Source organism: Streptomyces sp. NPDC048057, from assembly GCF_040653095.1.
Lineage (GTDB): Bacteria > Actinomycetota > Actinomycetes > Streptomycetales > Streptomycetaceae > Streptomyces.
This window is the reverse complement of sequence record NZ_JBEZNF010000002.1, coordinates 95120-120866: the sequence shown is the minus strand read 5'-3', so window position 1 is coordinate 120866 and position 25747 is coordinate 95120. Positions and strand designations below refer to the sequence as shown.

General features: G+C 71.3%; 27 protein-coding genes. 13 read left to right on the top strand and 14 right to left on the bottom strand.

The annotated features are described in order from the left end of the window. Positions 1 to 56: 56 nt before the first annotated feature. From AB0E05_RS02695 to AB0E05_RS02650, 10 genes are all read right to left on the bottom strand, one after another. Positions 57 to 677, bottom strand: coding sequence for a flavoprotein (locus tag AB0E05_RS02695; RefSeq protein WP_361957598.1), 621 nt, complete (start codon positions 675 to 677; stop codon positions 57 to 59). 66 nt (positions 678 to 743) lie between these two features. Further along, positions 744 to 1412: a GAP family protein gene (locus tag AB0E05_RS02690; protein WP_361957595.1), complete on the bottom strand. Its 669-nt coding sequence runs from the start codon at positions 1410 to 1412 to the stop codon at positions 744 to 746. Between the two features lie 62 nt (positions 1413 to 1474). Further along, complete coding sequence (locus tag AB0E05_RS02685) at positions 1475 to 2416, bottom strand: ACP S-malonyltransferase (RefSeq protein WP_361957592.1); 942 nt, start codon at positions 2414 to 2416, stop codon at positions 1475 to 1477. Then, on the bottom strand, positions 2413 to 3345 hold the full coding sequence (locus tag AB0E05_RS02680; RefSeq protein ID WP_361957589.1) for a hypothetical protein: 933 nt from the start codon (positions 3343 to 3345) through the stop codon (positions 2413 to 2415). Before AB0E05_RS02680 ends, AB0E05_RS02685 begins: the two co-directional genes overlap by 4 nt. Before the next feature lie 48 nt (positions 3346 to 3393). Then, positions 3394 to 4152, bottom strand: a complete 759-nt coding sequence (fabG, locus tag AB0E05_RS02675; RefSeq protein WP_361957586.1) for a 3-oxoacyl-ACP reductase FabG — start codon at positions 4150 to 4152, stop codon at positions 3394 to 3396. Then, positions 4149 to 5408, bottom strand: coding sequence for an aminotransferase class V-fold PLP-dependent enzyme (locus AB0E05_RS02670; protein WP_361957583.1), 1260 nt, complete (start codon positions 5406 to 5408; stop codon positions 4149 to 4151). The genes fabG and AB0E05_RS02670 overlap by 4 nt, the downstream gene beginning before the upstream one ends. Next, positions 5405 to 6385, bottom strand: a complete 981-nt coding sequence (locus tag AB0E05_RS02665; RefSeq protein ID WP_361957580.1) for a TauD/TfdA family dioxygenase — start codon at positions 6383 to 6385, stop codon at positions 5405 to 5407. Before AB0E05_RS02665 ends, AB0E05_RS02670 begins: the two co-directional genes overlap by 4 nt. After that, a complete protein-coding gene (locus tag AB0E05_RS02660) occupies positions 6372 to 7049 on the bottom strand; it encodes a GNAT family protein (protein ID WP_361957577.1) in 678 nt (225 codons plus the stop codon). The genes AB0E05_RS02665 and AB0E05_RS02660 overlap by 14 nt, the downstream gene beginning before the upstream one ends. Before the next feature lies 1 nt (position 7050). Then, positions 7051 to 7308, bottom strand: a complete 258-nt coding sequence (locus tag AB0E05_RS02655; RefSeq protein ID WP_361957574.1) for a phosphopantetheine-binding protein — start codon at positions 7306 to 7308, stop codon at positions 7051 to 7053. Continuing rightward, positions 7298 to 8374, bottom strand: coding sequence for a beta-ketoacyl-ACP synthase 3 (locus AB0E05_RS02650; protein ID WP_361957571.1), 1077 nt, complete (start codon positions 8372 to 8374; stop codon positions 7298 to 7300). The genes AB0E05_RS02655 and AB0E05_RS02650 overlap by 11 nt, the downstream gene beginning before the upstream one ends. Before the next feature lie 443 nt (positions 8375 to 8817). On the opposite strand from AB0E05_RS02650, the gene AB0E05_RS02645 reads away from it, so the two are divergent. The 12 genes from AB0E05_RS02645 to AB0E05_RS02590 all read left to right on the top strand — a co-directional run bounded on the left by AB0E05_RS02645 (position 8818) and on the right by AB0E05_RS02590 (position 20863). After that, a complete protein-coding gene (locus tag AB0E05_RS02645; RefSeq protein ID WP_361958136.1) occupies positions 8818 to 10248 on the top strand; it encodes an aminobutyraldehyde dehydrogenase in 1431 nt (476 codons plus the stop codon). Next, positions 10245 to 10907, top strand: a complete 663-nt coding sequence (locus AB0E05_RS02640) for a GNAT family protein (protein WP_361957568.1) — start codon at positions 10245 to 10247, stop codon at positions 10905 to 10907. The genes AB0E05_RS02645 and AB0E05_RS02640 overlap by 4 nt, the downstream gene beginning before the upstream one ends. A 64-nt stretch (positions 10908 to 10971) precedes the next feature. Then, entirely contained in the window at positions 10972 to 11616 is a 645-nt protein-coding gene (locus tag AB0E05_RS02635; protein WP_361957565.1) for a response regulator transcription factor, read from the top strand. A 466-nt stretch (positions 11617 to 12082) separates the two neighbouring features. Beyond that, the gene (locus tag AB0E05_RS02630) at positions 12083 to 12265 is read left to right on the top strand and encodes a hypothetical protein (RefSeq protein ID WP_361957562.1); all 183 of its coding nucleotides are present in this window, start codon (positions 12083 to 12085) and stop codon (positions 12263 to 12265) included. An 87-nt stretch (positions 12266 to 12352) separates the two neighbouring features. Continuing rightward, a complete protein-coding gene (locus AB0E05_RS02625; protein WP_361957559.1) occupies positions 12353 to 14242 on the top strand; it encodes an alpha/beta fold hydrolase in 1890 nt (629 codons plus the stop codon). Continuing rightward, positions 14239 to 14850, top strand: coding sequence for a hypothetical protein (locus AB0E05_RS02620; protein WP_361957556.1), 612 nt, complete (start codon positions 14239 to 14241; stop codon positions 14848 to 14850). The genes AB0E05_RS02625 and AB0E05_RS02620 overlap by 4 nt, the downstream gene beginning before the upstream one ends. Continuing rightward, on the top strand, positions 14847 to 15611 hold the full coding sequence (locus AB0E05_RS02615) for a methyltransferase domain-containing protein (RefSeq protein ID WP_361957553.1): 765 nt from the start codon (positions 14847 to 14849) through the stop codon (positions 15609 to 15611). Before AB0E05_RS02620 ends, AB0E05_RS02615 begins: the two co-directional genes overlap by 4 nt. Further along, positions 15608 to 17326: an ABC transporter ATP-binding protein gene (locus AB0E05_RS02610; RefSeq protein WP_361957550.1), complete on the top strand. Its 1719-nt coding sequence runs from the start codon at positions 15608 to 15610 to the stop codon at positions 17324 to 17326. Before AB0E05_RS02615 ends, AB0E05_RS02610 begins: the two co-directional genes overlap by 4 nt. 325 nt (positions 17327 to 17651) lie before the next feature. Then, positions 17652 to 18218 (top strand): hypothetical protein, encoded by a 567-nt coding sequence (locus AB0E05_RS02605; protein ID WP_361957547.1) that lies wholly within the window; start codon positions 17652 to 17654, stop codon positions 18216 to 18218. A gap of 15 nt (positions 18219 to 18233) precedes the next feature. Further along, on the top strand, positions 18234 to 19451 hold the full coding sequence (locus AB0E05_RS02600; protein WP_361957544.1) for an MAB_1171c family putative transporter: 1218 nt from the start codon (positions 18234 to 18236) through the stop codon (positions 19449 to 19451). A 103-nt stretch (positions 19452 to 19554) separates the two neighbouring features. Next, positions 19555 to 19974: an SsgA family sporulation/cell division regulator gene (locus tag AB0E05_RS02595; RefSeq protein ID WP_361957541.1), complete on the top strand. Its 420-nt coding sequence runs from the start codon at positions 19555 to 19557 to the stop codon at positions 19972 to 19974. Between the two features lie 73 nt (positions 19975 to 20047). Beyond that, entirely contained in the window at positions 20048 to 20863 is an 816-nt protein-coding gene (locus AB0E05_RS02590; protein ID WP_361957538.1) for a helix-turn-helix transcriptional regulator, read from the top strand. Here AB0E05_RS02590 and AB0E05_RS02585 read toward each other — a convergent pair. The 4 genes from AB0E05_RS02585 to AB0E05_RS02570 all read right to left on the bottom strand — a co-directional run bounded on the left by AB0E05_RS02585 (position 20853) and on the right by AB0E05_RS02570 (position 24531). Further along, positions 20853 to 21275, bottom strand: a complete 423-nt coding sequence (locus tag AB0E05_RS02585; protein WP_361957535.1) for a hypothetical protein — start codon at positions 21273 to 21275, stop codon at positions 20853 to 20855. The two genes, AB0E05_RS02590 and AB0E05_RS02585, sit on opposite strands and share 11 nt — an antisense overlap. A 227-nt stretch (positions 21276 to 21502) precedes the next feature. Beyond that, positions 21503 to 21673 (bottom strand): hypothetical protein, encoded by a 171-nt coding sequence (locus AB0E05_RS02580; RefSeq protein ID WP_361957532.1) that lies wholly within the window; start codon positions 21671 to 21673, stop codon positions 21503 to 21505. Between the two features lie 85 nt (positions 21674 to 21758). Then, positions 21759 to 22163: a hypothetical protein gene (locus tag AB0E05_RS02575; RefSeq protein ID WP_361957529.1), complete on the bottom strand. Its 405-nt coding sequence runs from the start codon at positions 22161 to 22163 to the stop codon at positions 21759 to 21761. 175 nt (positions 22164 to 22338) lie between these two features. After that, positions 22339 to 24531: a phage holin family protein gene (locus tag AB0E05_RS02570; RefSeq protein WP_361957526.1), complete on the bottom strand. Its 2193-nt coding sequence runs from the start codon at positions 24529 to 24531 to the stop codon at positions 22339 to 22341. A 422-nt stretch (positions 24532 to 24953) separates the two neighbouring features. Here AB0E05_RS02570 and AB0E05_RS02565 point away from each other — a divergent pair, with 422 nt between their 5' ends. Then, positions 24954 to 25730: an MBL fold metallo-hydrolase gene (locus AB0E05_RS02565; RefSeq protein WP_361957523.1), complete on the top strand. Its 777-nt coding sequence runs from the start codon at positions 24954 to 24956 to the stop codon at positions 25728 to 25730. Positions 25731 to 25747: the final 17 nt, after the last annotated feature.

Below are 25747 nucleotides of genomic sequence, written 5' to 3'. Positions count from 1 at the left end.
CCTCGGAAGAGGTCTCCGGGTGCGTTCGGCCTGTACGCGGAGACGGTGACGGATGGTCAGGCCCGGCCCTCCGCGGAGGAGGTCGCACCGTCCTTGAGCACCTGGCGGCGCTCCTCGATCAACGTCAGCAGATCCCAGAGCGGCGCCGCGCCGGCCGCGTCCCGTCGGCCCGTCGTCACGCTCCGACTCGGTCGCGTCGGAGCGACGGTGACGTTCGGCCGCTCTGCGAGACGGCGGAGATTGGCCTGGAAGACCGGGTTCGCCTCAGCTCCCGGCGGCAGGGACGGCGCAATGCCGATGGGGGCTTCGCTGCACTGCAGGGCGAGCAGCGCAGGAGTGTCGGCCAGGCCGAGGGAGAGGCGGCTGATGAAGTTGAGGCAGGCTGGGAACACGGCGATGGTCTCCGCCCACTCGACGAGCCGAACGTGCAGGGCACCGTCCGGACCGGTCTCCGTCGGCCAGCGGTCGGACAGCGCGGCCTCCTGCGTGAGGAGGGTGAGCGACTCCCGGGTGATGAACCGCTCGGCACTCGGCGTCAGGACGATCCGGACCTGGAGCTCGGGGTAGTTCACCCTGAGCCAGTTCGTCCAGAACGGCAGGTGCATCGCGTTGACTGCGCCGGTGCCGACGATCAGTAGTCTGCTCGCGCCGAACTCCGGGGCCGTCTTCCTGGACATGGTCACCTCTCGCGGGCTCGAACGGTGGTGGAGGGGTCCGGGCCCGCGGCCGAGATGGGCCCGGAGTCAGGAGGAGGAGGACTTGATCACTTCGTGCAGGTCGAAGTGGGCGACGCAGCTGAGGATCAGGATCACGCCGACCGCGATGCACAGGTCCAGCCAGTTCTTGCGGGCTCCACGGCGGAGCCGTTCTCCGAGCGCCACGATCAGGGGCTCGACCCGCTCCCTGAGCACTCCGTACACACCGGCGATGAGCAGCGGCGGCAGCACCATGACCAGGTTGTAGCCGACCAGGAGCGGGAACCACTGGTAGAAGGCCATGTCCGAGCCGCCGATGACGCCGAGGGCGGCGATGTACGGGAAGGCGGTGCTGAACTCCACCAGGGTGATGCCGACGCCCAGAAAGAAGACCGTGCGGGGCTGAAGCGACCTGGGCTTGCGCTCCTTGGGCGGACGGTTGCGCCCGCCGGGCGGGAACGAACCATAGATCACCATGCCCACGCCGATGACGCCCTGCACCACGAAGGAGGCATCGCTGCTGACCGCTTCGTCGATCCAGGCCCCGGCGACGTCGAGCCCGAGCATCAGCAGTGTCCCGATGGCCAGATAGGTGCTGAAAATCCCGCCGACATAGGCGAGGACTCTGCTGGCGAACGGTTTGGCAGTCAGTACCAGATACAGCGTCACGGCGAGAGCTGATGGATTTAGACTGTCCACGACGGCCAAGCCCAGCACGGGGCCCACTGTTAACACCCTTGCGCTCCTTGCAAGTTGGGGTCATTCTGCGGGCCGTCATCCTACCTTGCCGTGAGAAAGGGATTGTTCGAACTCCGTTCCACCGACGGTGCAACGGTCACCACGTCGAAGTGTGTGCGCGCCAGGCGGTCGAACACGTTGCTGGGGCCCGGCACCCACACCTTTCGCACGCCCCGCCGCCGCAAGGTGGCCACGACCTTCCGCCAGTCGACGGGCTTGACATATCCGTCGAGCACCAGCTTCCGCACCGCTTCGGCGTCCTGGACGACACTGCCGTCGTGGTCGGACACCACGGGGACGCACGCCGGCCGGAAGGTGAAGTCATGCAGCACCCCGGCCATGTGCTCACGCAGTTCACCGAAAGCCCGGCAGTGAATGGCGGGACGAATCGAATACAACGGAACTCCGCCGGCCGCGAGGACGGCCTTGTCGAAGTCCATCACGTCCGATGCGGCCAGGGTAATCGCATAGAATCCGTCACCGAAGAAGCAGGACATGTCGAACCACTGGCCGCGCTCCTCCCGTTTCCGAAGAACACCCCGGAGCGCCTCGGACGGAGTTCTGAAGAAGAATCGGGTCACCAGTTCACCGTGCTGCTGCGAGAAGTACCGTTCCTCGCAGCGGGCCATTCTCGCCACCATCAGCACGGCGTCCTCGAACGTCACCGCTCCGGTGTGGGCGGCAGCCGCCAGCTGTCCGAAACTGGGCCCCACGCAGATGTCCGCCGTCAACCCGAGCACGTCCGTCGCCCGGTCCGCAAGGGCCAGGCAGTTCACGAAGAAGGCCAACTGCGTGTACTCGCCCCGGTCACCGTCGTCACGGAACCGGTCGAGGAGGCGGTAGCCGAGCACATCGTCGGCGCCCCGCAGTCTGCGTCGCGCATGGGGGTCCGTGGCCATGAACCCCCCGACGGCCGCGTGGTTGGAGGGGGCCATCCCGGGGAACACGACCGCGGTGGCGGATCCGGCCGGGGTGGTCGTCACGACAGCACCCGGGCCAGATCGTCCGTGGTCAGACACGTCTCCACCTCGAAGTCGACGCCGGTGGAGCGCAGCGACTTCATGACGAAGTGGCCGGGTCCGATGATCCGCACCCGACGGACCCCCAGGTCGTGCAGGCGGTACAGACCCCTGCTCCAGTGCACGGTGGTGACGTACTGGCGCACGTAGGCGTCCGTCATGTCCGCCGCCGTGGTGAGGAGTTCCGACGTGGTGTTGGCCAGCACGGGCACACGCGGGTCACGAGCCGGATCGAGGTAGTGCCACTCGTCCCGGAAGCGCCGCTGCACCTCACGCAGCAACGGCAGTGGACTGTGGGCCGGGGGCCCGTACCGGATCGGCACGCCGAGCCCTCCGCAGGAGACGGCCTTCAGGTTCAGCTCGCGCAAGGCCGCCGCCGTGCCGGTGACGATCATCTGGTCGTCGGCGGTGTACGCGCAGGGGCTCAGCTCCTCACCGCGGTCGACCAGTTCGGCCATGCGGTCACGGAGCCTCGCGACGTCGACGCCGTAGTAGAAGGCCACCCCGTACTCCGCACCGGCCCGGACCTCGTCCTCGATCCTGGGCATCAGGTGGGTCATCCGGACCGCGTCGGCGAAGCTCATGTGACCGCTCAGGTGTCCGGCCACGACCTCCCCCAGACTCAGGCCCGCGAAGTAGTCGGGTTCGGGCCGACCGTGACTGGTCATGCGGTGGATCGCGGTGGCGAGCACCAGGGACGCCGGCCGGACCACCGGACCGCTGTTGATCCGTTCCGGATCGTCGCTGAGGAACGCCTTGGGCAGGTCGAACCCCACGGCTTCGGACGCCTCGTCGAAGAGGTCCCGCACCACTGCGGAGGAGGAGTACATGTCGTGGTAGTCACCAGGCTGGATGACCACCTGGGGATTGAGCAGTACTGCGGTCTTCGTCATTGCACACTCCTCGCGCGCTCTCGTCGTCACCGTCGCGTCCCCCACGCCTCAGGCCGTCAGGCCGCCGTCGACGACCAGCGTCTGGCCCGTGACGTAGCTGGCGGCGTCCGAGGCGAGGAAGACGACCGCGTCGGCCACCTCCCGGGGGTCGGCGAGGCGCCGCAGCGCCGTACGGTCGGTGATCTCGGCCAGCCGTTCGTCGTCGACCCTGGCCACCATCCCGGTGCCGGCCGTGTAGCCGGGGGCGATCGCGTTGACCCTGACCCCCCGCGGTCCGAACTCCCGGCTGAGCGCCCTGGTCAGGCCCATCAGGCCCGCCTTGCTGGCGCCGTAGCCGCTGAGCCCCGCGATGCCGGTGAGCCCGGCGATGGAGGCGACGTTGACGATCGACCCGCGCCCGGCGACCAGCATGGACAGCGACACCGCCTTGATGCAGTGGAACGCCCCAAAGAGGTTCGTCCGCACCGGATCGGTCCAGTCCGACACGGGATTCATCGGCACGACGGCACTGGCGTCACCGACGCCCGCGTTGTTCACCAGGACGTCGATCCGTCGATGGATCCCGTTGATCTCGCGGATCGCGGCGCTCACCGCCTCGTGGTCCGCCACGTCGAACCGGTGGACCGTCGCGGGCGGCGAGCCGGCTGCCGCGATCTGCTGCGCCGTGGCACGCGCGCCTTCCTCGTCGGTGTGGCAGCACACGGCCACCGTCGCGCCGGCCGCGGCGAGCCGGAGACACGTCGCGCGCCCGATCCCCGTGGAGCCGCCCGTCACCACGGCCACGCGTCCCGTCAGGTCCATCGTCATCGACTCTCCTGGTGCGTGGCCGCGGGGTGCTCCGGAACGCCGTCGTGCAGAGCTCGCACCGCACGGACCAGAGTCCTCACGTCCTCCTCGGTGGTGTACGCGGCGATCCCTGCCCTCAGCGCGTCGGGCGCCGTGCCGTCCGGTGTGACGGCACGCATCGCCGCGTGGGCGTAGAAGGTGCCGTGCCAGAGCCAGATGCCGGCTGCCGCGAGCCGGGCGGCAGCAGTCCGGGCGGGTTGCCCGGGAACGCGGAAGGCGACCACCGGTACCCGCACCGCCGGGCTGCTGGGGCCGGGTCCCAGCACCTGCGCCCCGGCCTCTTGCAGACCTTCCATCAGGAGCCCGGCCAACCGGCCCTCCTCCGCCACCACGGCACCGCGGTCGCGGCGCAGCAGCAGCTCCGCGGCCACGCCGGTGCCCAGCATCGCCTCGAAGTTCGACGTCCCCAGCTCCAGCCGGTCGGGCAGCGCGGTGCCGGCGGACTCGACCTGCTCGGGCAGGGTGAGGTCGTCCGCCACCTCGTCACTGACCCACAGGGCACCGGCGTGCGGCCCGTACCACTTGTACGCCGCGGTCACCAGGGCGTCGACACCGACTTCCCTCGCGTCCAACGCACGGTGGGCGACCGCCTGGACGGCGTCGACGAACACACGGGCGCCGACCGCGTGCGCGGCGCCCACGACGGCCCGTAGGTCGGGCACGGTGCCGAGCGCGTTCGACGCGGCCGTGATGGCGACCCAGCGGGTGCGTTCGGTGATCCGCTCGGCAACGTCCTCGGCAGGCAGGATCCCGGTGGCCGGCAGCGGCACCATCCGCACCCTCGCGCCGCAGCGCTCGGCGACCGCTCGCCAGGGCCGTACGTTCGCCTCGTGGTCCAGCTCCGTACACAGGACCTCGTCGCCCGACCTCAGCCCTCCCCCGGCGGCGACGGCCCGGGTGAAGGCGGCAGCCAGAGTGGTCATGTTGGGTCCGAAGACCACCTGGCCTCCGCTGGCACCCAGCAGCGCCCGCACCCGGTCCCTGGCCCATCGCGCGATCCGGTCGGACGTGTCACTGGCGGGGAAGCCACCGTGGTCGTTGGCCACGTGTGGCGACCCCAGGTACGCGGCCATCGCGTCGCGCACCGCCGCGTGCGTCAGGGTGCCACCGGGACCGTCGAAGCGCGCGATTCCGGGCACCAGCCCCGGGTACCGGTCGGCCAGAGGTCGGGGGTCGTAGCCGGACAGGGCGTGCGGCAGCAGTTCGTCGACGTTCACGCGTGCTCCCCCCACGTCCACGGCTCCACCGGTTGCTGACCGCATCCGCTCTCGTTCCTCTCACGCACCGGGCGCGGTCGACCCAACCTGATCAGCACGCGCTTGAGCCAGCGGTCGGAACCGTCGTACCGGGGCTGGAAGGACCGACGGCTGTGCACGGCGACGTCGTTGTCGACCAGGACCGCGTCACCGGGCCGCAGCACCACCGTCTCCTCGCACGCCGCAAGGTGCGCGCCGAGGGCCGTGTACGCGTCGTGGAAGGCCGTGTCGTCGGTCAGCATCCTGCTGTACGCCGGGTCGTAGCGCAGCTGGCGGCCGTCCGGCCCGTCCCAGAGCGTCGTCATCCCCGTGGTGGCCGGCGCCTCGGGCCGGTCTCCGTACGAGTCGTCCGGCATGATCTGCACGAGCGGTCGGGCCAGTTGGTCGGCCTGGTCGTCCGGGACGGTGGCCCGGCGGATGCTCGCCACGCCGGTCCCCACGTCCTCCGGGTTGCGCACGCACACGAGCATCAGGAGGTCCGCGCGCCCGGGGTGGAAGGCGTCCTCCGTGTGGCTGGTCAGGTACGTGGTGCTGCTGGCACCCACCTGGGCCCGCTCGTAGCCCTTGCTGGGCAGGATGTTGTGGACCAGCCGCCCGTCCTGCTGGTTCGTCCAGCCGAAGACTCGGCCCACGGCGGACGCGGCGAGCAGGATCGCGAGGTCGAGGGCGGCGGTGCGCGGGGACACCGCGTCGCTCCAGTGCGCCGGCGTCGGTCCGGCCTCGGCCGCTTGCGGTGCGAACAGTCCCGGCACCACGCGGTACCCGGTGGTCCGGGGAACGGGCGACAGCAGCGGACGCAGCGCGTCGACCGTCGTGACGTGTCGGGGGGATCGACGCGACCGCGGTAACGTCTCGGGCGCGGTGCCGTCCTCGACGAGCTCGCGGGCCACGGTCGCCAGTCGCTCGGCCACGTCGGGAACCGTGTCATGTGTCGGCATGGTCACTCCTGGAGTTCGGTGCGCTGGTCGTGCGCTGGGCCCAACCGCGCAGGAACGCACCGCCGCGGCCGGCGAGATGGGCGCGGGCGCGTCTGCCCGCCCGTTCACGGCCCTCCGGGGTGATGGTCCGTACCGACGGCTGGTATCCGGGGAAGGGAGCCTCGTACTCCTCTCGCGTGAGCGAGCAGACGACGGCGTCGTGGTACTGGCCGTCGGCGAACAGCGAACTCCGCAGGACGGCCTCGACGACGGCCCCGCCCTTCACCAGGAAGGCGATGGACCTCTTGTTGTAGGAGGCGGCGGTCAGCTCGATCCGATGGGCGTTCTCGAACGCGAAGAGGTACTCGGTGAGCAGCATCGCGCCTTCCAGGCCCGAGCCGCTGTCCCAGATGTCCTCGTCCCCGACGAACCCGCCGATGCTGAAGTTCCGCGAGTGCCCGAGTCGACGCCAGAAGACGACGCCGATCTTCCGTCCCGCAGAGGTCTGGACCAGGGCGAACCGGGTGGTGCCCGACTCGACCCGACGCTCCCAGTCAGCGGCCGAACCACCCGTTCCCTGACCGCCGTTGATCAGGACTCCGGCTGAGGAGAACCCCGCCCACGAGGCGAGGAGGTCGAAGTCCTCGCGCCGCACCGGCAGGAGTCGGACCAGGAGCCCCTGCATGTCAGCGGCCCTCGTCCAACGCCCGGTCCCGGTGGATCGTCTGCTCGATCCGGGTCAAGGTCCGGAAGGAGTCGGTGTCGGCGGAACCGACGTCGAGCCCGTAGTGCGTGTGCAGCAGGCCGATGAACTGAAGGGTGTCCATCGAGTCCAGGCCGAAGCGCGACTTCAGCCCGAAGAGGGGTTCGTCGGGGTCGATCGTGTCGGAGTCGACGTCCAACTCGTACGTCCTGACGAACAGGTTGCTCAGCTCAGTGATCACTCGGAGCTCCTTCACGGTGGGACGGGATGCGCGTGCACAGCGATCCCCACAGGAATCCAGCGCCGATCGCGGAGATCACGACGGTCTGTCCGGCCCGCAGGTCGGCGCCGCGGCGCAGCCGGTCCAGCACGGTGAAGACGGTGGCGGCACCGGTGTTGCCCAGCTCGCCGATGGTCGTGGTCATCCGATCGCGCGGAACGCCGAGTTCGTCGGCTACGGCGTGCACGATGTTCACGTTGGCCTGGTGCAGGACGTAGTGGTCCACCTCGTCCAGGCCGAGCCCTGCCCGATGGACGGTGGACCTGATGCTCAGGGGCAGCTCGGACGTCGCCTGCTCCCACACGACCTTCCCGTCCATCTTCAGGTAGTGCGCTCTGCCGGCGACCGTGGCTGCGTCTGCCGGGTGCCTGCTGCCACCCGCGGGCACGGACACGCTGTGGGACAGGGCGCCTCCGGCGTTGAAGGACAACAGTCCGGCGCCCCGCTCCACCTTGCGCATCACGACGGCCCCGGCCGCGTCCCCGAAGATCACCCGCGTGGTGCGGTCGGTCGGGTCGGTGACCCGGGACAGCGTCTCCGCACCGATCACCAGGGCCGTGGAAACCTCGGGGTTCTGCAGCAGATGGCTCGCGACGACGAGGCCGTACACGCCGCCGGCACAGGCCGCCTGATTGAGGTCGAGTGCCCAGGCGTGGCCCGCCCCGAGCTGTTGGGCCACGGTGAGCGCGGTGGAGGGCAACGGCTGGTCCTGGGTGAACGTGGCGACGATGACCACGTCCACGTCGCGGGCGGCCACGCCCGCGTCGGCCAGCGCGCTCCGGGCCGCCGCCACGCACATGTCGGAGGTCGCGAGACGATCGTCGAGGAACCGACGGTTCTCGATGCCGATCCGCTCCCTGATCCAGGCGTCCGTGGTGTCCAGGTCCTGGATGATCTCCTCGTTGGAGACCGTACGGGGCGGGAGGTACGCACCGATCCCCACGATGCCCGTGGGGACCGCCAGTCCGCCCGCGGTGAGGGTGCGCTCGGCCACGGCGCTGTCGGGGAGAAGGACGTGCTCATTCATGACTGACTCCTTCCGGCAGCTGGGCCGCCGCGTGGTGCCGCCGGCGCGCGCTCCACGCCGGCGGCAACTGCTGAGGGAAGAGCGTCAGCAGGTGGTGCTGTCCGTGCTGCCGGGCAGGTCGATGTTCTCCTCCTCGACCTCGGTGCCCTGCAGGTCCAGAATGTTGGAGAGGTCCATGACAGACTCCTTTGAGAAGAGGAAATCCGGAAGCCGCGGATACGGCTCCGTTATCACCGGAGAAGGTTCTCTTCTCCGTGATGTGAACTCGCCGATGATTCCCCGATTGGTCCCCGGGGCGGCGACTTCACCCTGAACGTACAGACCCCTCGGACGGCGGACAACGCCCTTGGCCGCTACCGGCCAAGGGTCTCTTGCACACCCCACACGCAGAGGCATGCTGCTAGCGTCAGAAGAACCGTCAAGCACAGGCATCAGGGGTGGAGATGGTTCGGAACTTCATCGGTGGAAAACCGAAGGAAGCAGAAGGCTCACCGCATTCGAAGCTCATTGACCCGGTGACTGAGGAGGTGTCCTGCCACGCGCCGATATCACGCGAGAGCGAGGTCGACGCGGCATTCTCCGCAGCACACCACGCCTTTCAGGAATGGCGGTTCAGTACGCCTCAGGAACGCGCCTCGGCGCTGCTCGCCATCGCTGACGACATCGCGGCGGAGATCTCCGATCTCCTCACGAAGGAAGTCGCGGACACCGGAAAGCCCCTGGCCGGGCTGCGGGACGACGAGATCGAACCCTCCATCGACGTGCTGCGCTTCTTCGCCGGGGCCGCCCGCACCGGCGAGGTGCGGGCGACCGGCGAGTACGTCAGCGCCCACACCTCGCTGGTCCGGCGTGAACCACTGGGGGTCTGCGCGCAGATCACCCCCTGGAACTTCCCCCTGATGATGGCCGTGTGGAAGATCGCTCCAGCGCTCGCGGCGGGCAATGCGGTGGTCCTCAAGCCCGCGGAGACCACCCCGCGCACCGCGGTGCGGCTGGCAGAGGTCGCCGCGCGCCACCTTCCGCCCGGGACCGTGAACGTCGTCTGCGGGGACCGGGACACGGGGCGGCTCGTGGCCGGACACCCACGGGCCGCGCTGGTCTCGTTCACGGGAAGCACACGGGCGGGGCGTGAGGTCGCCGAGTCCGCGGGGCGCTCCCTCAAGCGCCTCCACCTCGAACTCGGCGGCAACGCACCCGCTTTGGTGTTCGCCGACGCCGACGTCGCGCGGGCCGCCGACCAGATAGCCCGGGCTTCGTTCGCCAATGCCGGACAGGACTGCGTCGCCGTCAACCGGGTCCTCGTCCAGGAGCCTCTGCTGGAGTCGTTCACCGAGGCCCTCGTCGACCTGGCCGGGCGACTGCGCCCCGGCCTGCCGGACGATCCCGACGCCTTCCTCGGCCCCCTCAACAACGCGCAGCAGTTGGAGCGGATCACCGGGTTGGTGGAACGGCTGCCCGACCGCGCCCGGGTGCTGGCCGGTGGTCACCGGGTGGGGAACCGGGGCTACTTCTTCGCCCCCACGGTGATCGGCGGTGTGCACCAGGACGACGAGATCGTGCAGCAGGAACTGTTCGCCCCCGTCCTCACCGTGCAGCCCTTCCGAACGGAGGAGGAGGCGCTGGCACTGGCGAACGGAGTCGAGCAGGGCCTCGCCAGCAGTGTGTGGACCACGGACCACGGCACCGCCATGCGGTGCGCGACCGCGCTGGACAGCGGCTGCGTGTGGGTCAACACCCACACACAGCTGCCGTCCGAGATGCCCCACGGCGGCGTCAAGCAGTCCGGCTACGGCAAGGACCTGTCCGGCTACGCCCTGGACGACTACACCCGCATCAAACACGTGATGACCTACCTCGGGGGATCCTCGACATGAGCGCGCTCCACGGTGAGCTGGTCGAGCTGGCCGCCCCGGTCGCCGGCCGGGACGCACCCCTCGTCGCCGACTGGCTCTCCTCGTCCCACGCCCTGCGTTCCTCCGGCGGCCCGCAGTTCCTCACCCCCGCGGAGGCGGACGAGCTGGTGTCCTCGGCGGCCGGCTGGCTACTCGTCCACGCCAGCGAGACCGGTCTGCCCATCGGCGCGCTGACCTGGACGGCCAACGGCCCCACCGGCTCGTACGCGATCCAGTACGTCGTCGGCGTCCCCGAGGCGTGGCGGGACGGCCCGGGTCGGGAGGCGGTCGAACTCCTCCTCGACCACCTCTTCCTGTCACTGGCAGCCCATCGAGTCCAGCTCGTCACCGGCCTCTTCGACGAACTCGCTGTCGATGCCGTCGTGACCTGCGGATTCGTCGTGGAGGGCGTCCTGCGCGACTACTACTATCTGGACGGGGGCTACGAGGACGCGGTGATCTGCTCCCTCCTTCGCGCGGAGCACGGGCAGGGAAGCGGCACCGACCGTCCGAGGACCGAATCCGTTCCCGCCGAGGACAAGGCCCGTGCAAGACGACTGCTGACCGAGTACCTCACTCGCCACCCCCTCGACCCACTGGTACGGATCGCCCCCGACGAGCGGTCGTCGTCCGCACCGTGACACGGCCTCGGACCAGGACTGCGGCGCTCCGTCAGCGCGGTCGCGCCGTCGGGGGCGGTGGGACATGACCGTCCCGTTGTTGGTCGCGCACCCCGAGGGGCTGACGCGCGGCGGAGTGGTGCAGCTGCTCCGGGCGGCGCAGGACATGACCGTGGTGGCACAGGCGGCCACCCCGGAGCAGGTGGTCCGGATGACCGACCTGCACCGGCCCCGGGTGGTGGTGTGGGACGGGAGCAGCCCCGGGTTCTCCGATCCGGAGACGCTCCGGGAGGTCGTCGGGCCCGTGACCGACGTGCTGCTGCTCACGCCGAGCCGGGTCGACCGTGACGTCGTGCGCGCCCTGGAGGCAGGTGTGGTGGGGTTCGTTCCCATGAACTCCTCGGCTGCGGAACTGCACCACGCCGTACGCCTCGTCGCGAGCGGCAGCGGCTACATGGCTCCCGACATCGTCCGCCCCCTCGCCTCGGCGGTCGGCTGGCGGAACGCGCCGACCGCCCTGTCCCTCGGTCACAAGCTGACCCCTCGCGAGGGCCAGGTGCTCGGCTTCCTGAGCCAGGGCCTGTCGAACGCCCGCATCGCGCAGGAGCTCGTGGTGTCCGAGAACACGGTGAAGACCCACGTCAGTCGGCTGCTCGCCAAGCTGGGGCTGCGCAGCCGCGTCGAGGCGGTCATCGCCGTCCGGGACGCGCCGGACACCCTCATCGGCTGATCCTGCGGCAGGTGCCCCCGCCGCTGCCGGCACCAGCTCGCCCCCGACCTTCCGCTCGCACTCCACGACGATGCACCTACGGGAGCAGCCCCCTTCGAGAACTCGGGGAAGCACACTCGCCACCAAGTCAACTTTCGAACTACACACACTCATTCCTCATGACGATCTACCCCATCATCCCTGACGCCAGAACAATGATCCGGATAATGTGGGGAAGGTCCTCTCCCCCGCCTTCGCATCAGCCGGAAATCGGGGAATTGAGGATTTCTCCGGGCCGTGACGAGAAAGCCGGGTCGGAACTCCGACATCAATGCCGCGAACGCTCATGGTCTTGTCCAACCGGGCCGCGTGCCCCCGCGGAATCAAGCGGACCTCGCAGGATCAGCCCGGTTCGGAATCACGCGGGCGCCGGCCACGGCCGTCGACGGCTCACCCGTAAACCCATCTCACGGAGGGATAGAAACTCATGCAGCACATCGCCGACTACCTGGACAACCACCCGGAGCTTCAGGGCGGCATCACCGACCAGGAAGGCTCGTACCGAGTCGAGATGTCTCCGGTCCTGGCCACTCCGGCCGTCGTCGCACGGACGGTCGTGGCCTCCGTGGCCGCGTGGGCCCTGGCCGAGAGGCACAACCTCATCGGCTGATCGCGCGACCGTCCACAAGACAACCGTCGGGCTGGAGGGCCGGGGCGACGTCCCCGACTCCGGCCCGACGGGCTGGGGAGGCCATCTGTGAAGATCACGAAGAAACTCCGCTCCGTACTCCTCGGGCCCGTTCCGGTCTCACGCGACCGCGCCATCGGCATCTCCGAGCGATGCGCCGCGGTCACCACGCTCACGTCGTCGCTCGAATACCTCGTCCAGCACAGGGAGACGGACGAGGGCGGGCTCAACGACTGGAGGATCCTGCGGCGGGCTCAGGTCGGCGCCTCGCCGATCACTCGGCGTCTGCTGGATGTCGCGGGCTCCCGGCGGGTGACGACGGCCCTGCACGTGGCGCGTGCCACCGTGAGCGCGGGGCTGCTCGTCCACCCCGGCAACGGCCGTTGGCGCGGCGCGGGCGGGCTCTTCCTCGGACTGAGCTCCGTCGCGCTGTACCGACGGCACCGGTACGGGTCCGACGGCTCCGACCAGGTGGCGCTCCTCACCCAGCTCTGCACCGGCCTGGCCCGCACGGCCAGGTCCCCACAGACCCAGGACGCCGTGCTCTGGCACCTCGCGGTGCAGTCGAACCTGTCGTACGCCGTCGCCGGATGGCTGAAGCTCCTGGGCCCGGCCTGGCGGGACGGGTCGGCCCTGCCCGGCATCCTGCGGACCCGAACCTACGGCCACGAGCCGTCCTTCCGGCTGGCACACAGGTATCCGAAGGCGACCCGGGCCGTCGCACACGGCGTGCTCGCGCTGGAGTGCCTGTTCCCGGTGGTGTACCTGGCCGGCGGGCGGCTGGCCCGTCCCGTGATCGGCAGTGTCCTCGCGTTCCACCTCGCCAACGGCTACGTCATGGGGCTGGGCCGGTTCGTCAGCTCGTTCGTCTCGATGCATCCGGCGGTCGCCTACACCTCGACGCCCCGGAACCACCCCGCCGTCGCGGGACGCGACGACCGGGCGGTGGTCGCCGGCGCGCTCGTGCTGGCAGGAGCGATGACCGTCGCCGGAGCCGTGGCCGTGCACCGTCGACTGCGGGTGCTCTCGGAGGACCACACGAGTTCGGTGACGACCCGGCACGGCAACCTGCTGCGGTACGACTCCACCGGCACCGACTCCGGGGAGGACCGTCCCGTCCTGGTCCTCGTCGCCGGGCTGGCCTCCACGGCCGAGCACTTCGCCTGGGTCGTGGAGCAGGTCGTCGCGGACACCGGTTGCGAGGCCGTCACCTACGCACGTGCCGGATACGCCGCGAGCCGTCGTCGGGCCACGACGCCCTTCCGGTTGGACGAGGCGGTGGACGACCTGGTGGACCTCGTACGCGATGCCGTCCCCCCGCACCGTGACGTCGTGCTGGTCGGACACTCGCTCGGCGGTGAGCTCGCCCGACGGGCCGCCGCCCAACTCGGGGACCAGCTGGGCGGCATCGTCTATCTCGACCCCTCCCACCCGGACGAGCTCAACCGCTCGGAGCAGCAGAAGACGACCGCGCGTGCCTTCGCCACCACGTTGTCCACGATGATCTGGTCGCTGCGCTCGGGACTGGGAACGCTCCTGGTGCGACCACCGTGGTTGCACGCCTTGCCCCGATGGTGCCAGCAGAGCGCCTTCGACCAGTACGTGGACAGCCGTCTGTGGGTGGCGGGCCGACGCGAGTGGCGCGCAGTCGAGGCGGACTTCCGTGACTTCACCGGCGGTCTCCCCGCTCTTCGGGTGCCTGCTCTGGTGGTCTCCGCCCAGCGGACCGTCGACCGGGAACCGGAGCAGTTGCTGATGCATCACGAGTTGGCCGAGGCCCACCGCGGCGAGGGCCGTCACGTCCACACCACGGTCCTGGAGGAGGCGGACCACGACTCGATGCTGACGCACGGTCGGCTCGCTTCTGCGACGGGACGCCACATCTCCGACTTCCTCGACCGGACCGCGGGTGCGGCCGACCAGGTTGAACCGGACGCGGAGACGGAGGCGCGACGATGAGTCCCGTTCGTACCGTGGGGTCGTTGGTGCGGAGCACCTTCCTCACCCCCGGCGGCACCGCGCGGGCCCTCGTCGCCGCGTCGCTGCTCGCGACCCTCGCCGTGCAACACCCGAACCAGGCGTTCGCCCGCGTCAAGGTCCGCAACAAGTGGGCGTTGCTCCCGAACTGGTGCTTCTTCGCTCCGAATCCCGCGATGCACGACCTGCACCTGCTCTACCGGACGCTGGACACGGACGGTGGCACCTCGTCGTGGAAGTCGATCAACGTGATCGCGGGGCGCAGGCTCCACCAGTTCTTCTGGTTCCCCGGGCGACGACCCGAGAAGGGCGTGTTCGACATCTGCAGCGAACTGCTGCCCCTGCTGGAGCAAGGCGTCGCCCGGACGCGCGGCACCCCCACGTACGAGTTGCTCGCCGCCTTCGTGCGCCGGTGGGTACGCGATGAGGGACTAGGCGGTGTCCGGGGCTTCCAGTTCGCGTTGACCCAGGCCACAGGTTACGAGACCGGTCACGACCCGCAGATCGTCTTCGTCTCCCCCTACACGGAGTTGGCGCCCGAGCCCATGACCACGTCACCCACGCCCGCCGAGGAGCCCACGCACGCATGAACGCCATCGACGACTGCGGATACGGACGGCAGTTCAGCTCGTGGTACGACCGGGTCTTCCCGAGCGACGCGGACGCCGAGCTGACCGCCGCCAAGCTGGCGGACCTGCACCCCGGCCGGGGTTCGGGCACGTTGGAGTTGGGCGTGGGGACGGGGCGGATCGCCCTGCCGCTCTCCCAGAGGCTCGGACGCGTCGTGGGGGTGGACTCCTCCCCCGAGATGCTGACGCTCCTCGCCGACAAGGCCGAACGCACGGGTTCCGACGTCGTCGGAGTGCACGGCGACATCCGTCTCTTCGACGACGGTGAGCTCTACGACCTGGTGTACTGCGTCTGCTCCACGCTCGCCCTGCTGCTGACCCCCGAGGAGCAGCAGAGCGCCGTCGACCGGGCGGCGGGGAGGCTGGCACCCGAAGGCGTCCTGGTCCTGGAGGTCCACCACAGGCCGGCGGTGCTCGCCCTCCACGCCAGCAGCGCGAGCACCACGTCGTTCGTGCCCTATCCCGACCCCGGCACCGGGCTGTTGACACACGCCACCCTCAGTCCGGGCGGCACCCTGTGGCGGTGTTCGCACGTGTGGTTCGAGCAGGACGGCACGAGCCGCGTCGGATCCGACGTGATCCGTCTGTCGTCGTCCGACGAGCTCGACGCACGGGCGGCACGGGCCGGTCTCACCCTGAAGGCGCAATGGGGTGACTGGCAGGAGGCTCCCCTCAACGATGAGGCGGCGCTGGACATCCGCGTCTACGAGCGCGCCTCATGAGACTGCGGAGCATCGCCGGGCGGCATCGGCCTCTGCTGATCTGGGGGGCTCTCCTGGGGATGCTGGGCGCTGCCGCCACCCTCGCCCAGCCCCTCGTCATCGGCGAGCTCGTCGGGGCGGCGTCCAACGGCGAGCCGCTGACGGGACTCGTCGCGCTCACCGCGGCGCTGTTCTGCGCGGACGCAGCCCTGGCCGCCCTGGAGGCGTACCTCGTCGGTCGGGCCGGGGAGAGGATCGTGTACGACATCAGACGGGTGCTCACCGGGCGGCTGTTGGGGGTCGACATGGCGGCCTTCTCACGCTGGGACTCCGCCGACGTGCTCACCCGCATGGTCACGGACACGTCGATGGCCCGGATCGCGGTGGCGCAGGCACTCGCGCAGGTCAGTACCTCCGGTCTGATGGTGGTCGGTGGTCTCGTCCTCATGGCGTGGATCGACGGCTGGCTGCTGTCAGTGACGCTGGGCTGCCTCGGCGTTGCGGCCGTGGCCTCCCTGCTGCTGGGACGCCGTATCCGGATCGCCGCCCGGCGCAACCGCGACGACACCTCGGAGTTCGCCAGCGGGCTGCAACGCGTCCTGGGAGCGCTGACGACCGTGAAGGCATCGCGTGCCGAGCGTCGCGAGGAAGAGCGTGTCGGCGCCCTGGCACGAGAGGCCGAGCGGTCGGGGATCCGGGTGACCGCGTACTCCGCCGCGCTCCCGCCCACCATGAACGTCGGCGTCCAGATCTCGCTGACCGTCGTGGTCGGATGGGGCGCGACCCGGGTGGGCAGCGGCACCCTGTCCCTCGCGGACCTGACCGCCTTCGTGACGTACTTGTTCTACCTGGTCGCACCACTCGTGACGCTGTTCATGGCACTCGGCCAGCTACAGCAGGGCCGGGCCGCCGTCGACCGGCTCCGTGAACTCGGTGCCCTGGAGCAGGAGGAGGCCGTCGCGCCACGAGGCGACGTGCCCGGGGCAGAGGTGGCGGGACCAGCCGTCGAGTTCGACGGCGTCACCTTCGCGTACGGCTCCGAACCGACGCTCAGCGACGTCTCCTTCACGGTCCCCAAGCGTGGCCTCACGGCGATCGTCGGGCCTTCCGGCGCGGGCAAGACCACGCTGTTCCAACTGGTCGAACGCTTCCGCGTACCTGGCCACGGCACCGTGCGCCTCGGTTCGGCCGACGTCGCCGCGCTTCCCCTGGCCCGGGTCAGGGAGGTCGTCGGGTACGTCGAGCAGGACACGCCGCTGGTGCGCGGCACCATCCGGGAGAACCTGACGTACGCGAATCCCGACGCGGCCGCCGACGACATCGCCCGCGCCCTGCGACTCGCCAGCCTCGACGGCCTCGTCGCGTCGCTCCCCGATGGACTCGACACGGAACTCGGCGAGCGCGGGGCCGGAATGTCCGGCGGCGAGCGCCAGCGGCTCGCCATCGCTCGAACGTTGCTGCAACGCCCCGAGGTGATCCTGCTGGACGAGGTCACCGCCCACCTGGACAGCGAGACCGAGGCCACGCTGCGCGACGCCCTGAGGGAAGCCGCTCGCGAGTGCGCCGTGCTCGCCATCGCACACCGGATGTCCACCATCGTCCATGCCGACCGCATCATCGTGATGGAGGAGGGGCGCGTCCGGGCCATCGGCACTCACCAGCAGCTCATCGCCTCCGACGAGGTGTACCAGCGGCTGGCCGGCCGGCAGTTCGCCGCCGAAGGGGCGCCGGCGTGAGGCGCACCGAGGACGGCGACGTCGGAACGGGTCTTCACGGTGAGGCCCTGCTGGACTCCGGGATCGGACACGACCGGCCCGCCGGATGACGTCCTCCCGTCGGTCCGGCGCCCGATGGACCGCAACAAGCCAACTCTGACGTGCATCAACGCAGGTCAGAGTAGTGTCTCGGCTCAACCATGGGTACGGTGTGCTCCGGACAGGGTCGTGTGGCCTCGGGCCAGGTCGCCGCAGGCTCCACGGCGGCGGTCATGGTCGGCGCGCGGCCCGTAGGCGCGGCCCACTCCCGTCGGGATGCGGGACGGCCGTCGAGCAGGGGAGGCGAGTGAGCACCAAGAGCACCCGGAGTGCCATGCGCGAACTCCGTGACGATCTGGCGCACGCCCTGGAGCGGGCCGGTCCCGACGGCCCCGACGACGTGTTCGCCGCGCTCTGCGCGCGGCTGAGCGAGCGGCGCGGCAGACCGGTGGTGCTCCGGCTGGTGGAGTTCCCGCCGGGCACCGCCAGCGGGCTCTATCTGGACATGACGGACCGGGACGTGATCTGCGTCCAGGCCAACACCCACCCCACGCACCAGTTGGTGATATTCGGTCACGAGGTCTGGCACATGATGGCCGGTCACGGCGGCGGTCACGCCGACCTCCCGAGCAGCGCCGTCCCCGCGCCCGAGAGCCGGGGGGCCTCGGACGGGACCGGCGCCGCGGTGCAGGGGCTCGCGGCGCGCACCGACTCCCGGCAGCGCCAGGAGCACGAAGCGGAGACCTTCGGGCTGGAGTTGGGCGCGCAGTTGCGGTCATGGTTGGAGGGGACGGCGGGCCGCGGACCCCACAGCGAGCTCGCCCGACGGATCCACACCTCACTCGGCAACCGCCGGGCGGGGCGGGCCGGCTGACGGACGGGGCGCACCATGCGCAACAGCGACTACTACCTTCCCGCCATCGCCCTCGGCATCGCCTTCGTCGCCAAGTTCCCCGCGCTGCTGCGCGGTTGGCGTGATCCGCTGGTGCGCTCGGTGCACTTCCTGCTGCTGACGGCGGGCGCCTGCTTCTTCTTCGCCGCCCCGCCGTCGATCACCGCCGTGAACCGGATCACCGGGGTCGCGAACCTCTCCGGCCCGCTCGTCTACAGCATCATGTGCGCCTTCGGCTGCGCCTGCCTCGTCCTGATCGTGAACTGGCGCGGCGGGCCGGCCGAGCGGGTCCGCCGCAGCACCCGGCGGTGGATAGCGGTGTACGGGGCCGCGATCGTCCTCATCTCGGTGCTGTTCGCGCTCGGCGACGCGCCCGTGGAACGGCTGCGCGACCTCGACACGTACTACGCCACCACGCCCTTCATCCGCGAGATGGTCGTCACCTATCTGCTGGCGCACATCACGTCGGCGCTGGTGACGTGCGTGATGTGTCTGCGGTGGGCCCGGGAGGTCCGGCGGTGGCTGCGCGCGGGCCTGGTGGTGCTGATGGTCGGCTTCGTGTTCAACCTCGGCTTCGGCGTCGCCAAGCTGACCGCGGTCGTCGCGCGTTGGAACGGTCACGACTGGGACGAGCTGTCCACCACCGTCGCACCGCCGTTGGCCGCCCTCGGCGGCGTGGTGACCACGGTCGGCTTCCTGCTGCCGCTGCTGGGGCCGCAGGCCTCCGAGGCGCTGCGGGCCGGGATCGCCCATGTGCAGCTCGGGGTGTTGTGGCGGCGGCTGCGTCCGCTGCGGCCCCCGGGGGTCACCCCCCTGCCGGGGATCTCCTGGTGGGCCTCGCCCGAACTGCGGCTCACCGTGCGGGAGACCGTGATCCACGACGAGTTGCTGAAGCTCCAGCCGTACCTGGACGACCGGGTGCGCCAGCGGGTGCACGACGCGGCGCTGGCCGGGCGTTCGGAGCCGGAGCAGGCACGGATCGTGGGGGTGGCGGCCATGCTGAGCGCCGCGATCGCGGCGCGCGGGCAGGGGCGGTCGCCCCAGGAGGCGGACCAGGAGCACGCCCAGGCCGGCGCGGAGGCGCTGACGGCCGCGCTGGGACTGGGCCGGGAGCGGTTGGTGCGCCTGGCGGGGGCGTTCCGTTCGCCGTACCTGGCCGAAGCGGCGCGGGAGGCGACGTCCAACTCCACGAACGGCGACGCGACGGTGATGTGACGCAGATCACTCGCATCTTTGCGGGGCGGGTGCAGCACTCCGGTGCCCTCGTGCGTCGTAGTGCACACGAGGAGCCGCACCAGCAGCCACGAAGGAGCACCTCATGTTCCCGACCGTCGAGCAGTCCGTCCCGGCGCACCTCATCAGCCAGGCCCCCGAGCACGTTGCCGTACCGGTGTGCCTGACGTACCGCGTCGACGACCCCCTGGCGGTACGGATGACCTTCCCGGCCTCCGCGTGTCTCAGCGGCGCCAGTGTGACCTGGACGTTCGCCCGCGTGCTGCTGGACCGCGGGCTGCGCGCCCCGGCCGGCATGGGGGACGTGCGGGTGCGGCCGAGCGAGGACGGGCGGACGCTGGTGGAGCTGCGCTCGCCCGAGGGGGTGGCGCTGCTGCGGTTCACCACCGCCCGGCTGCGGCACTTCCTGCTGCACTCGTACGCGACCGTCCCCGCCGAGTTGGAGGAGCGGGCGGTCGACGTCGACCGGGCGCTGGCGGAGCTGCTGGGGCAGACGCGGGGCTGAGCGCCGTCGCCGCAGGTCACGCCCCCGGCCTCGGGCCGTCCCGCCCCGGGCTCCGGCGTATTACGGTCTGCATATGACAACTCTCGCGTCGGACACCGGAGTGGGCCCGCTGCTGCGAAGCTGGCGTGAGCGCCGCCGCGTCAGCCAGTTGGAGCTGGCCCTGCGCGCGGACTCCTCGGCCCGTCACATCAGTTTCATCGAGACCGGGCGCTCGCGCCCCAGCGAGGAGATGATCCTCAGACTCGCGGAGCACCTGGACGTCCCCGTGCGGGAGCGCAACGCCCTGCTGCTGGCCGGCGGTTACGCCCCCCGCTACACGGAGACCTCGCTCGACGACCCGGCGATGAGCAGCCTGCGGGAGGGGATGCAGCAGCTGCTGCACGGCTACGACCCCTATCCGGCGATCATCGTGGACGGGCTGTACAACGTCGTCGCCGCCAACCTCGGGATGACCCGGCTCATCGAGGGCATCGCACCGCACCTGCTGACGCCGCCGCTGAACGGGATGCGCATCACCCTCCACCCGGAGGGGCTCGCGCCGCGGATCCGCAACTTCCCGGAGTGGCGCCAGCACCTGCTGCACCAGATGGAGCGCCAGTTGGCACTGGTGCGTTCGGAGGAACTGCGCGCGCTCTACGAGGAGGTGGTCGGCTATCCCGTGCCGGCGGGCGACGACGACGGGCCCGGGGCCGGCGCCCCGGGCTCCGCCCCGTACCCCTACTTCGCGCTGCCGCTGCGGATCGAGCACGAGGGCGAGGTGCTGTCCTTCGTCTCGTCCATCTCCACCTTCAACACGCCGATGGACGTGACCGTCGCCGAGTTGGCCATCGAGACGATGCTCCCGGCCGACCCGGCGACGCACGCCCACCTCCAGTCGCTCAGCCTTTGAGGACGGCCCGCAGGGCCGCCCATTGGGCCACCCCGAAACCGGCCACGACCAGGGCCTGGAGCGGGATCCACACGGCGCCCGCGGTGGTGGGCTCGAACCAGAGCAGCACCGCCAGGATGCTGACCACGGCATAGACGACGTTGATGTCGACGACGGCCGTCACGGCGGCCGGGTGGGGCTCGGGACGGGACGCGACGAGGGCGACGCCCAGCCCGTACGCGAGGATGACGATCCCCACGCCCAGCAGCAGCCCGGAGTCGACGCCGAGCAGCCGCCCGAGGGGGCCCGACGCGGCGATGTACGCGATGCCGTTGGTCCCGGTGACGACCGCGTCCAGGCCGAGGAAGCGGCGCAGCATCACGGTGGGGTCGGTGGTGCGGGAGATACCGGCGAGCAGGGTGGTTGCGGACATGGGGACCAGCCTCCATCGGGAACGTACTGACCGGCCGTCGGGCCGTCTGGATCCGGAGCCCGGACGGAGTGCGCCGCCCGGGTTCCGGTGGGACAAAGCCTGCCGGTGGGGGCGGGGGCCGGTCGATTACGCCAGAGGTAATGCCCTGCTCAAAGGGGCCGTCGCGGTGGAGTCGGTGTCGGTGGGGCGGCCGGTCCGCAGGGTGCGGCCGGCCGCCCTCGCGTGGTTCAGCCCCTGCGCTCGTCGACGGCGCGGACCAGCGGGGGGTGCGGTTCGGACTCCTTCGCGGGTCCGTTCTCGGCGGCCTGCTGGCGCTTGCGCGCCTGCCGTTCGTCGGCGGCGCGGGTGGCCTCGGCGCGCAGCATGGCGTTCAGGGCGGCAAAGGGGTCGATGGGCATGACGGTGCTCCTCTTTCGGGTGGGGTCAGTGCTTACGGACGCGGAGCACGCGACCGGTCGGCGGTCGACCGGGCGTGCGCACGGGTCAGCAGCGCAGGACCACGCACCGAGGAGCGTCGGGCAGCGGCGGCGGAGGCCGCAGCCGGGAAGGAACGGGCCGCGCCACGACGTGGACGCCCACCGAGCGCGCGCCGAACGGCCGCACGGCGGCACGGGCACGGGCGGCGGTCGCGGCGCCGGCGTACGCCTCCTCGCTCTGCCCCGTCGTGCCGCCACCGCCGGCGGCGTCGCCGGCTGCGGACATCGGGGCCCGTACCTCGGTGGCTTCCAGGGGCTGCGCTCCGGCGGCCCCCACGGAGGTCCCCGCCAGGGCGAGCAGCGCCACCAGCACGACGAACGCGACGCGCAGTCCGCGGGCCCCGCCGCGCGTGCCGCACCACTCGCGGACGTGACCCGTCGCGCGGGGGTGGACGGCCGGTGGCTGATTCATGGGGCGCAACCTCCTGGACAGGCATCCTGTCCCCGGTTTTCGCCCCGACACGACCGACCCCGGTCACCGTCCCCCCTCCCGGGGGACGGGCGTTACGCCGATTACCGGCGTCGTCGCCACCCGAACACCCGCCCATCGCAAGCCCAGCACCGGTCGGCCCGGCGCCTGCGCACGGCTACCCCCGGGCCCCTGTCCCGGTCGGCCCGGCGCCTCCGGTCGCCCCCGTGTCCGGCTCCTTGAGCGACGGCGTCCCGGCACCGGCCGCACCCGACGGCCCCGGCGCACCCGACGGCCCGGCCGCTTCCGACTCCCCGCGTTCCTCCGCCGCGCCTTCGACCGCTATCTGCGGTCCCGCGCACTCGCGCAGCCACCGCCGGAAGACCCGGTGCACCCCCTCGGCGCCGACCAGCTCCGCGCCGTCGTCCACCGGCGGGGACAGCTCGACGGGGGCGAGCACGAAGGGCTGGGACTGCTCGCCACCCAGCCCGCCGTGCGAGCCGATCTGCTCTTCGAAGGCGTGCACCCGCCCCGTCTCGGGGTCGTACATCGAATTGACCATGACGTCGGCGACGTGCGGGAAGGAGTCCGTGCGCCGCACGGCGTCGGCCGCGCCCTTGCCGAAACCGGCCAGCGGGCCGTCGTCGGACAGCTCGGCGACGGGCACCTCCTGCCCGGCCGCGCCCAGCACCACCGAGCCGTGCGCCTCGCTGCGCACCAGGAGGAAGCCCACGCCGGGGTGGTTCGCCAGGGTGCTCAGCAGGGCGGGGTGGCGGGCGTCGATCTGCTCGCGGCTGAGCCGCTCGGAGGTGTCGCCGAAGGAGATCAGCGCGAGGTTCCCCGAGGCCAGCACCAGAGGGTCGGCGCCCGGGTCCGGCCGCTCGTCGGCACCCTTGCCCGGCTTGCGGTGCAGGGCGCTGCGCAGCGCTATCCGGGCGGCCTCGCGCGCCTCCGCACCGCTCTTGGACCGCTCGGCGCGCCGGGGCACCGGCAACCCGCAGCCGGCTCGCACCAGGTCCTTCAACGTGAGCCCGTAGGCGCTCTCGAAGGTCTCCCCCGGACTCTGGCCGTGGTCCGACAGCAGAACGATCCGGTACGGCCGCGGCGCGTGCTCGGCCACCTTGGCGATCAGGGCCAGCGAGCGGTCCAGGCGCGCCAGCACCTGGGCGGTGTCCCGGCCGTGCGGCCCGGAGTGGTGCGCCACCTCGTCGTAGGCCACCAGGTCCGCGTAGACCGCAGTGCGGCCGGCGAGCATGTCGCCCATGACCGCGGCGACGACCACGTCCCGCTCCACGACGGTGGCGAACGCCCGGATGAACGGGTACAGCCCGCCGCGCCGCACCCGGGGGCCCTCCTCGCGCAGCCGCGCCCGCAGGGACTGCGCGACCTCCCGGACGACCTCGGCGAAGAAGGACACCGCGGTCCGGACGGCGTTGGCGGGGTCGGAGAAATAGGCGAAGTAGCCGGCGCGGGAGCGGTTGGCCCGGCCGCGGCGGGCGGCCACGGAGAGCACCAGGGCGACCTGTTCGGCGCCGCCGCTGAAGAGGTTGCCGCGGCTGGCGCCGTCCACGGTGAGCAGCCCGCCGTCACCGGTCCGCTCGATCGCGCGACGCTGGAGCTCCACCGCGCTCGCCGGCCGGTTGCTGACCATGAGCCGGCCGGTGTCCTTCTCGTACCAGCGGAAGGCGGGCACGTCGAAGGTGCTGCCGTGGAGGATGCCGAGCTGGCTGGCGCCGGTCTGGCTGGACCAGTCCGTGCGCCAGGGGGTGAGCCGGTGGCTGGTGGCGATCCACTGCGCGACGGTCGGCATCAGCCCGTCCTTGGCCGCCCTCAGCAGCACCTCGTGCCCCACCCCGTCGAGCTGGACGAAGACCAGGCCGGGGCAGTCGTCGCAGTCGTCGCCCTGGCGTCTTCTGCGGCGGGTCGCGAGGCGGGAGAGACGGCGCCGGTACGCGTTGTCGTCGCGCACGGCGAGCGCCGTGGAGGTCGCCGACGCGACGGCGGACATCACCGCGGCGACCACCACCGCGGTCTCCGGTCCGACGTCGCCCCGGCCGTCCGGAATCAGCCGCAGCGCGACCAGCAGCAACGAACCGTTCAAGAAGAAGACCAGCAGGCCGAGGACGAGCGCGGGCACGAGCAACAGCGCCCGCACCACCAGCGGCCACACCAGCGCGGTCAACAGGCCGAAGGCGCCCGCGCCCCACGCCGCGGTCAGCGCCGTACGGGTGATGCTGTCGCCGTCGGCGGCCTGGAGCCGGAAGTCCGGCAGGGCGCCCGCGAGCGCCAGCATCGTCAGTGTGGACACCGCCCACACCACGATCACCCGGAGCAGGGCGCCCCCCGCCCTGTGCCATCGCCCTTCGGTCACTGCCGCTTCACCCCGTACTGTGCCCGTGCCGTGCTGACGCCTCACTCGCGCCGTGCCTGTGCCGTCCCTGCCGTGTCTGTGTCTGTGTCTGTGTCGCGCTCGTGTTCGTCGCCCCTGTCGCGCTCGTGCCGTGCTCCTGTCCCGCTCGCCGGCCGGCCGCTGTCGCCGGACGCCGGTACCAGCCTGGCACAGCCGCGGCCGACCCCGTCGACCCTGTGGACAACCTGCCATGGAACGCCCGCCCCCGCCCTCCGACCTGCGCCGATGCCGAGTCCACCGGCGGGCGCCGGGCCCCGACACCCCTTCGCCCGCCGTCCAGCCGTTCGACGGAAGACGTCACCACCGCAGCGAAGGGCCTAGGCTCGGTACGAACACGCGCTCACGGTCGAGGGAGCGGACAAAGGAGACGAGGGAGGGGTCGCGTGGCGGTGGAGGTCACCTGGTGGGGGCACGCCACCTGCACCGTCGAGGACTCCGGCGTGCGGGTGCTCACCGACCCGCTGTTCGTGCGCCGCCTCGCCCACCTGCGCCGCCGGCGCGGCGCGCTCCCCCCGCCCGCGGCCGCCGTGGCGGACGCCGTCCTCGTCTCGCACCTGCACTCCGACCACCTGCACCTGCCGTCGCTGGCCCGGCTGGCGCCCGGGACGCGTCTGGTGGTGCCGCGCGGCGCACCCCGCGCGATCCCGGCCCTCGCCCGGCTCGACCTGCGGGTCACCGAGGTCGCCCCCGGCGACGAGGTCGACGTCGGGGACGTCTCCGTACGGGCCGTGTCCGCACTCCACGACGGTCGGCGACTGCCGCTCGGCCCGCGCCGCGCACCCGCCCTCGGCTACGTCATCAACGGCGCGGCGCGCACCTACTTCGCCGGAGACACCGGCCTCTTCGACACCATGGCGGACGAGGTCGGCCCGGTCGACGTCGCCCTGCTACCCGTCGGCGGCTGGGGCCCCTACCTGGGCCACGGCCACCTCGACGCGGGCCGCGCGGCCCAGGCGCTCGCCGCCCTCGCGCCCCGCTCCGCGGTTCCGGTGCACTACGGCACGTACTGGCCCATCGGCATGGACAGCGTACGACCGCACGAGTTCCACTCGCCGGGCGACGAGTTCGTCCGCAAGGCCGCCCGGCTCGCCCCCCGGGTGGCGGTGCGGCGCCTCGGCCACGGCGAACGGGGACGCTTCGGGCCGGAGGCCGCTCGGTGACATCACGCCTGTCCGAG

Excerpts from the sequence above, each read along its gene's own strand:
- AB0E05_RS02650 (WP_361957571.1), bottom strand. The coding sequence starts at position 8,374 with ATGAATGAGCACGTCCTTCTCCCCGACAGCGCCGTGGCCGAGCGCACC.
- AB0E05_RS02615 (WP_361957553.1), top strand. The coding sequence starts at position 14,847 with ATGAACGCCATCGACGACTGCGGATACGGACGGCAGTTCAGCTCGTGG.
- AB0E05_RS02610 (WP_361957550.1), top strand. The coding sequence starts at position 15,608 with ATGAGACTGCGGAGCATCGCCGGGCGGCATCGGCCTCTGCTGATCTGG.
- AB0E05_RS02645 (WP_361958136.1), top strand. The coding sequence starts at position 8,818 with ATGGTTCGGAACTTCATCGGTGGAAAACCGAAGGAAGCAGAAGGCTCA.
- AB0E05_RS02585 (WP_361957535.1), bottom strand. The coding sequence starts at position 21,275 with ATGTCCGCAACCACCCTGCTCGCCGGTATCTCCCGCACCACCGACCCC.
- AB0E05_RS02630 (WP_361957562.1), top strand. The coding sequence starts at position 12,083 with ATGCAGCACATCGCCGACTACCTGGACAACCACCCGGAGCTTCAGGGC.
- AB0E05_RS02680 (WP_361957589.1), bottom strand. The coding sequence starts at position 3,345 with ATGACGAAGACCGCAGTACTGCTCAATCCCCAGGTGGTCATCCAGCCT.
- AB0E05_RS02575 (WP_361957529.1), bottom strand. The coding sequence starts at position 22,163 with ATGAATCAGCCACCGGCCGTCCACCCCCGCGCGACGGGTCACGTCCGC.
- AB0E05_RS02590 (WP_361957538.1), top strand. The coding sequence starts at position 20,048 with ATGACAACTCTCGCGTCGGACACCGGAGTGGGCCCGCTGCTGCGAAGC.
- AB0E05_RS02620 (WP_361957556.1), top strand. The coding sequence starts at position 14,239 with ATGAGTCCCGTTCGTACCGTGGGGTCGTTGGTGCGGAGCACCTTCCTC.
- AB0E05_RS02595 (WP_361957541.1), top strand. The coding sequence starts at position 19,555 with ATGTTCCCGACCGTCGAGCAGTCCGTCCCGGCGCACCTCATCAGCCAG.
- AB0E05_RS02640 (WP_361957568.1), top strand. The coding sequence starts at position 10,245 with ATGAGCGCGCTCCACGGTGAGCTGGTCGAGCTGGCCGCCCCGGTCGCC.
- AB0E05_RS02580 (WP_361957532.1), bottom strand. The coding sequence starts at position 21,673 with ATGCCCATCGACCCCTTTGCCGCCCTGAACGCCATGCTGCGCGCCGAG.
- AB0E05_RS02600 (WP_361957544.1), top strand. The coding sequence starts at position 18,234 with ATGCGCAACAGCGACTACTACCTTCCCGCCATCGCCCTCGGCATCGCC.
- AB0E05_RS02635 (WP_361957565.1), top strand. The coding sequence starts at position 10,972 with ATGACCGTCCCGTTGTTGGTCGCGCACCCCGAGGGGCTGACGCGCGGC.
- AB0E05_RS02665 (WP_361957580.1), bottom strand. The coding sequence starts at position 6,385 with ATGCCGACACATGACACGGTTCCCGACGTGGCCGAGCGACTGGCGACC.
- fabG (WP_361957586.1), bottom strand. The coding sequence starts at position 4,152 with ATGACGATGGACCTGACGGGACGCGTGGCCGTGGTGACGGGCGGCTCC.
- AB0E05_RS02660 (WP_361957577.1), bottom strand. The coding sequence starts at position 7,049 with ATGCAGGGGCTCCTGGTCCGACTCCTGCCGGTGCGGCGCGAGGACTTC.
- AB0E05_RS02695 (WP_361957598.1), bottom strand. The coding sequence starts at position 677 with ATGTCCAGGAAGACGGCCCCGGAGTTCGGCGCGAGCAGACTACTGATC.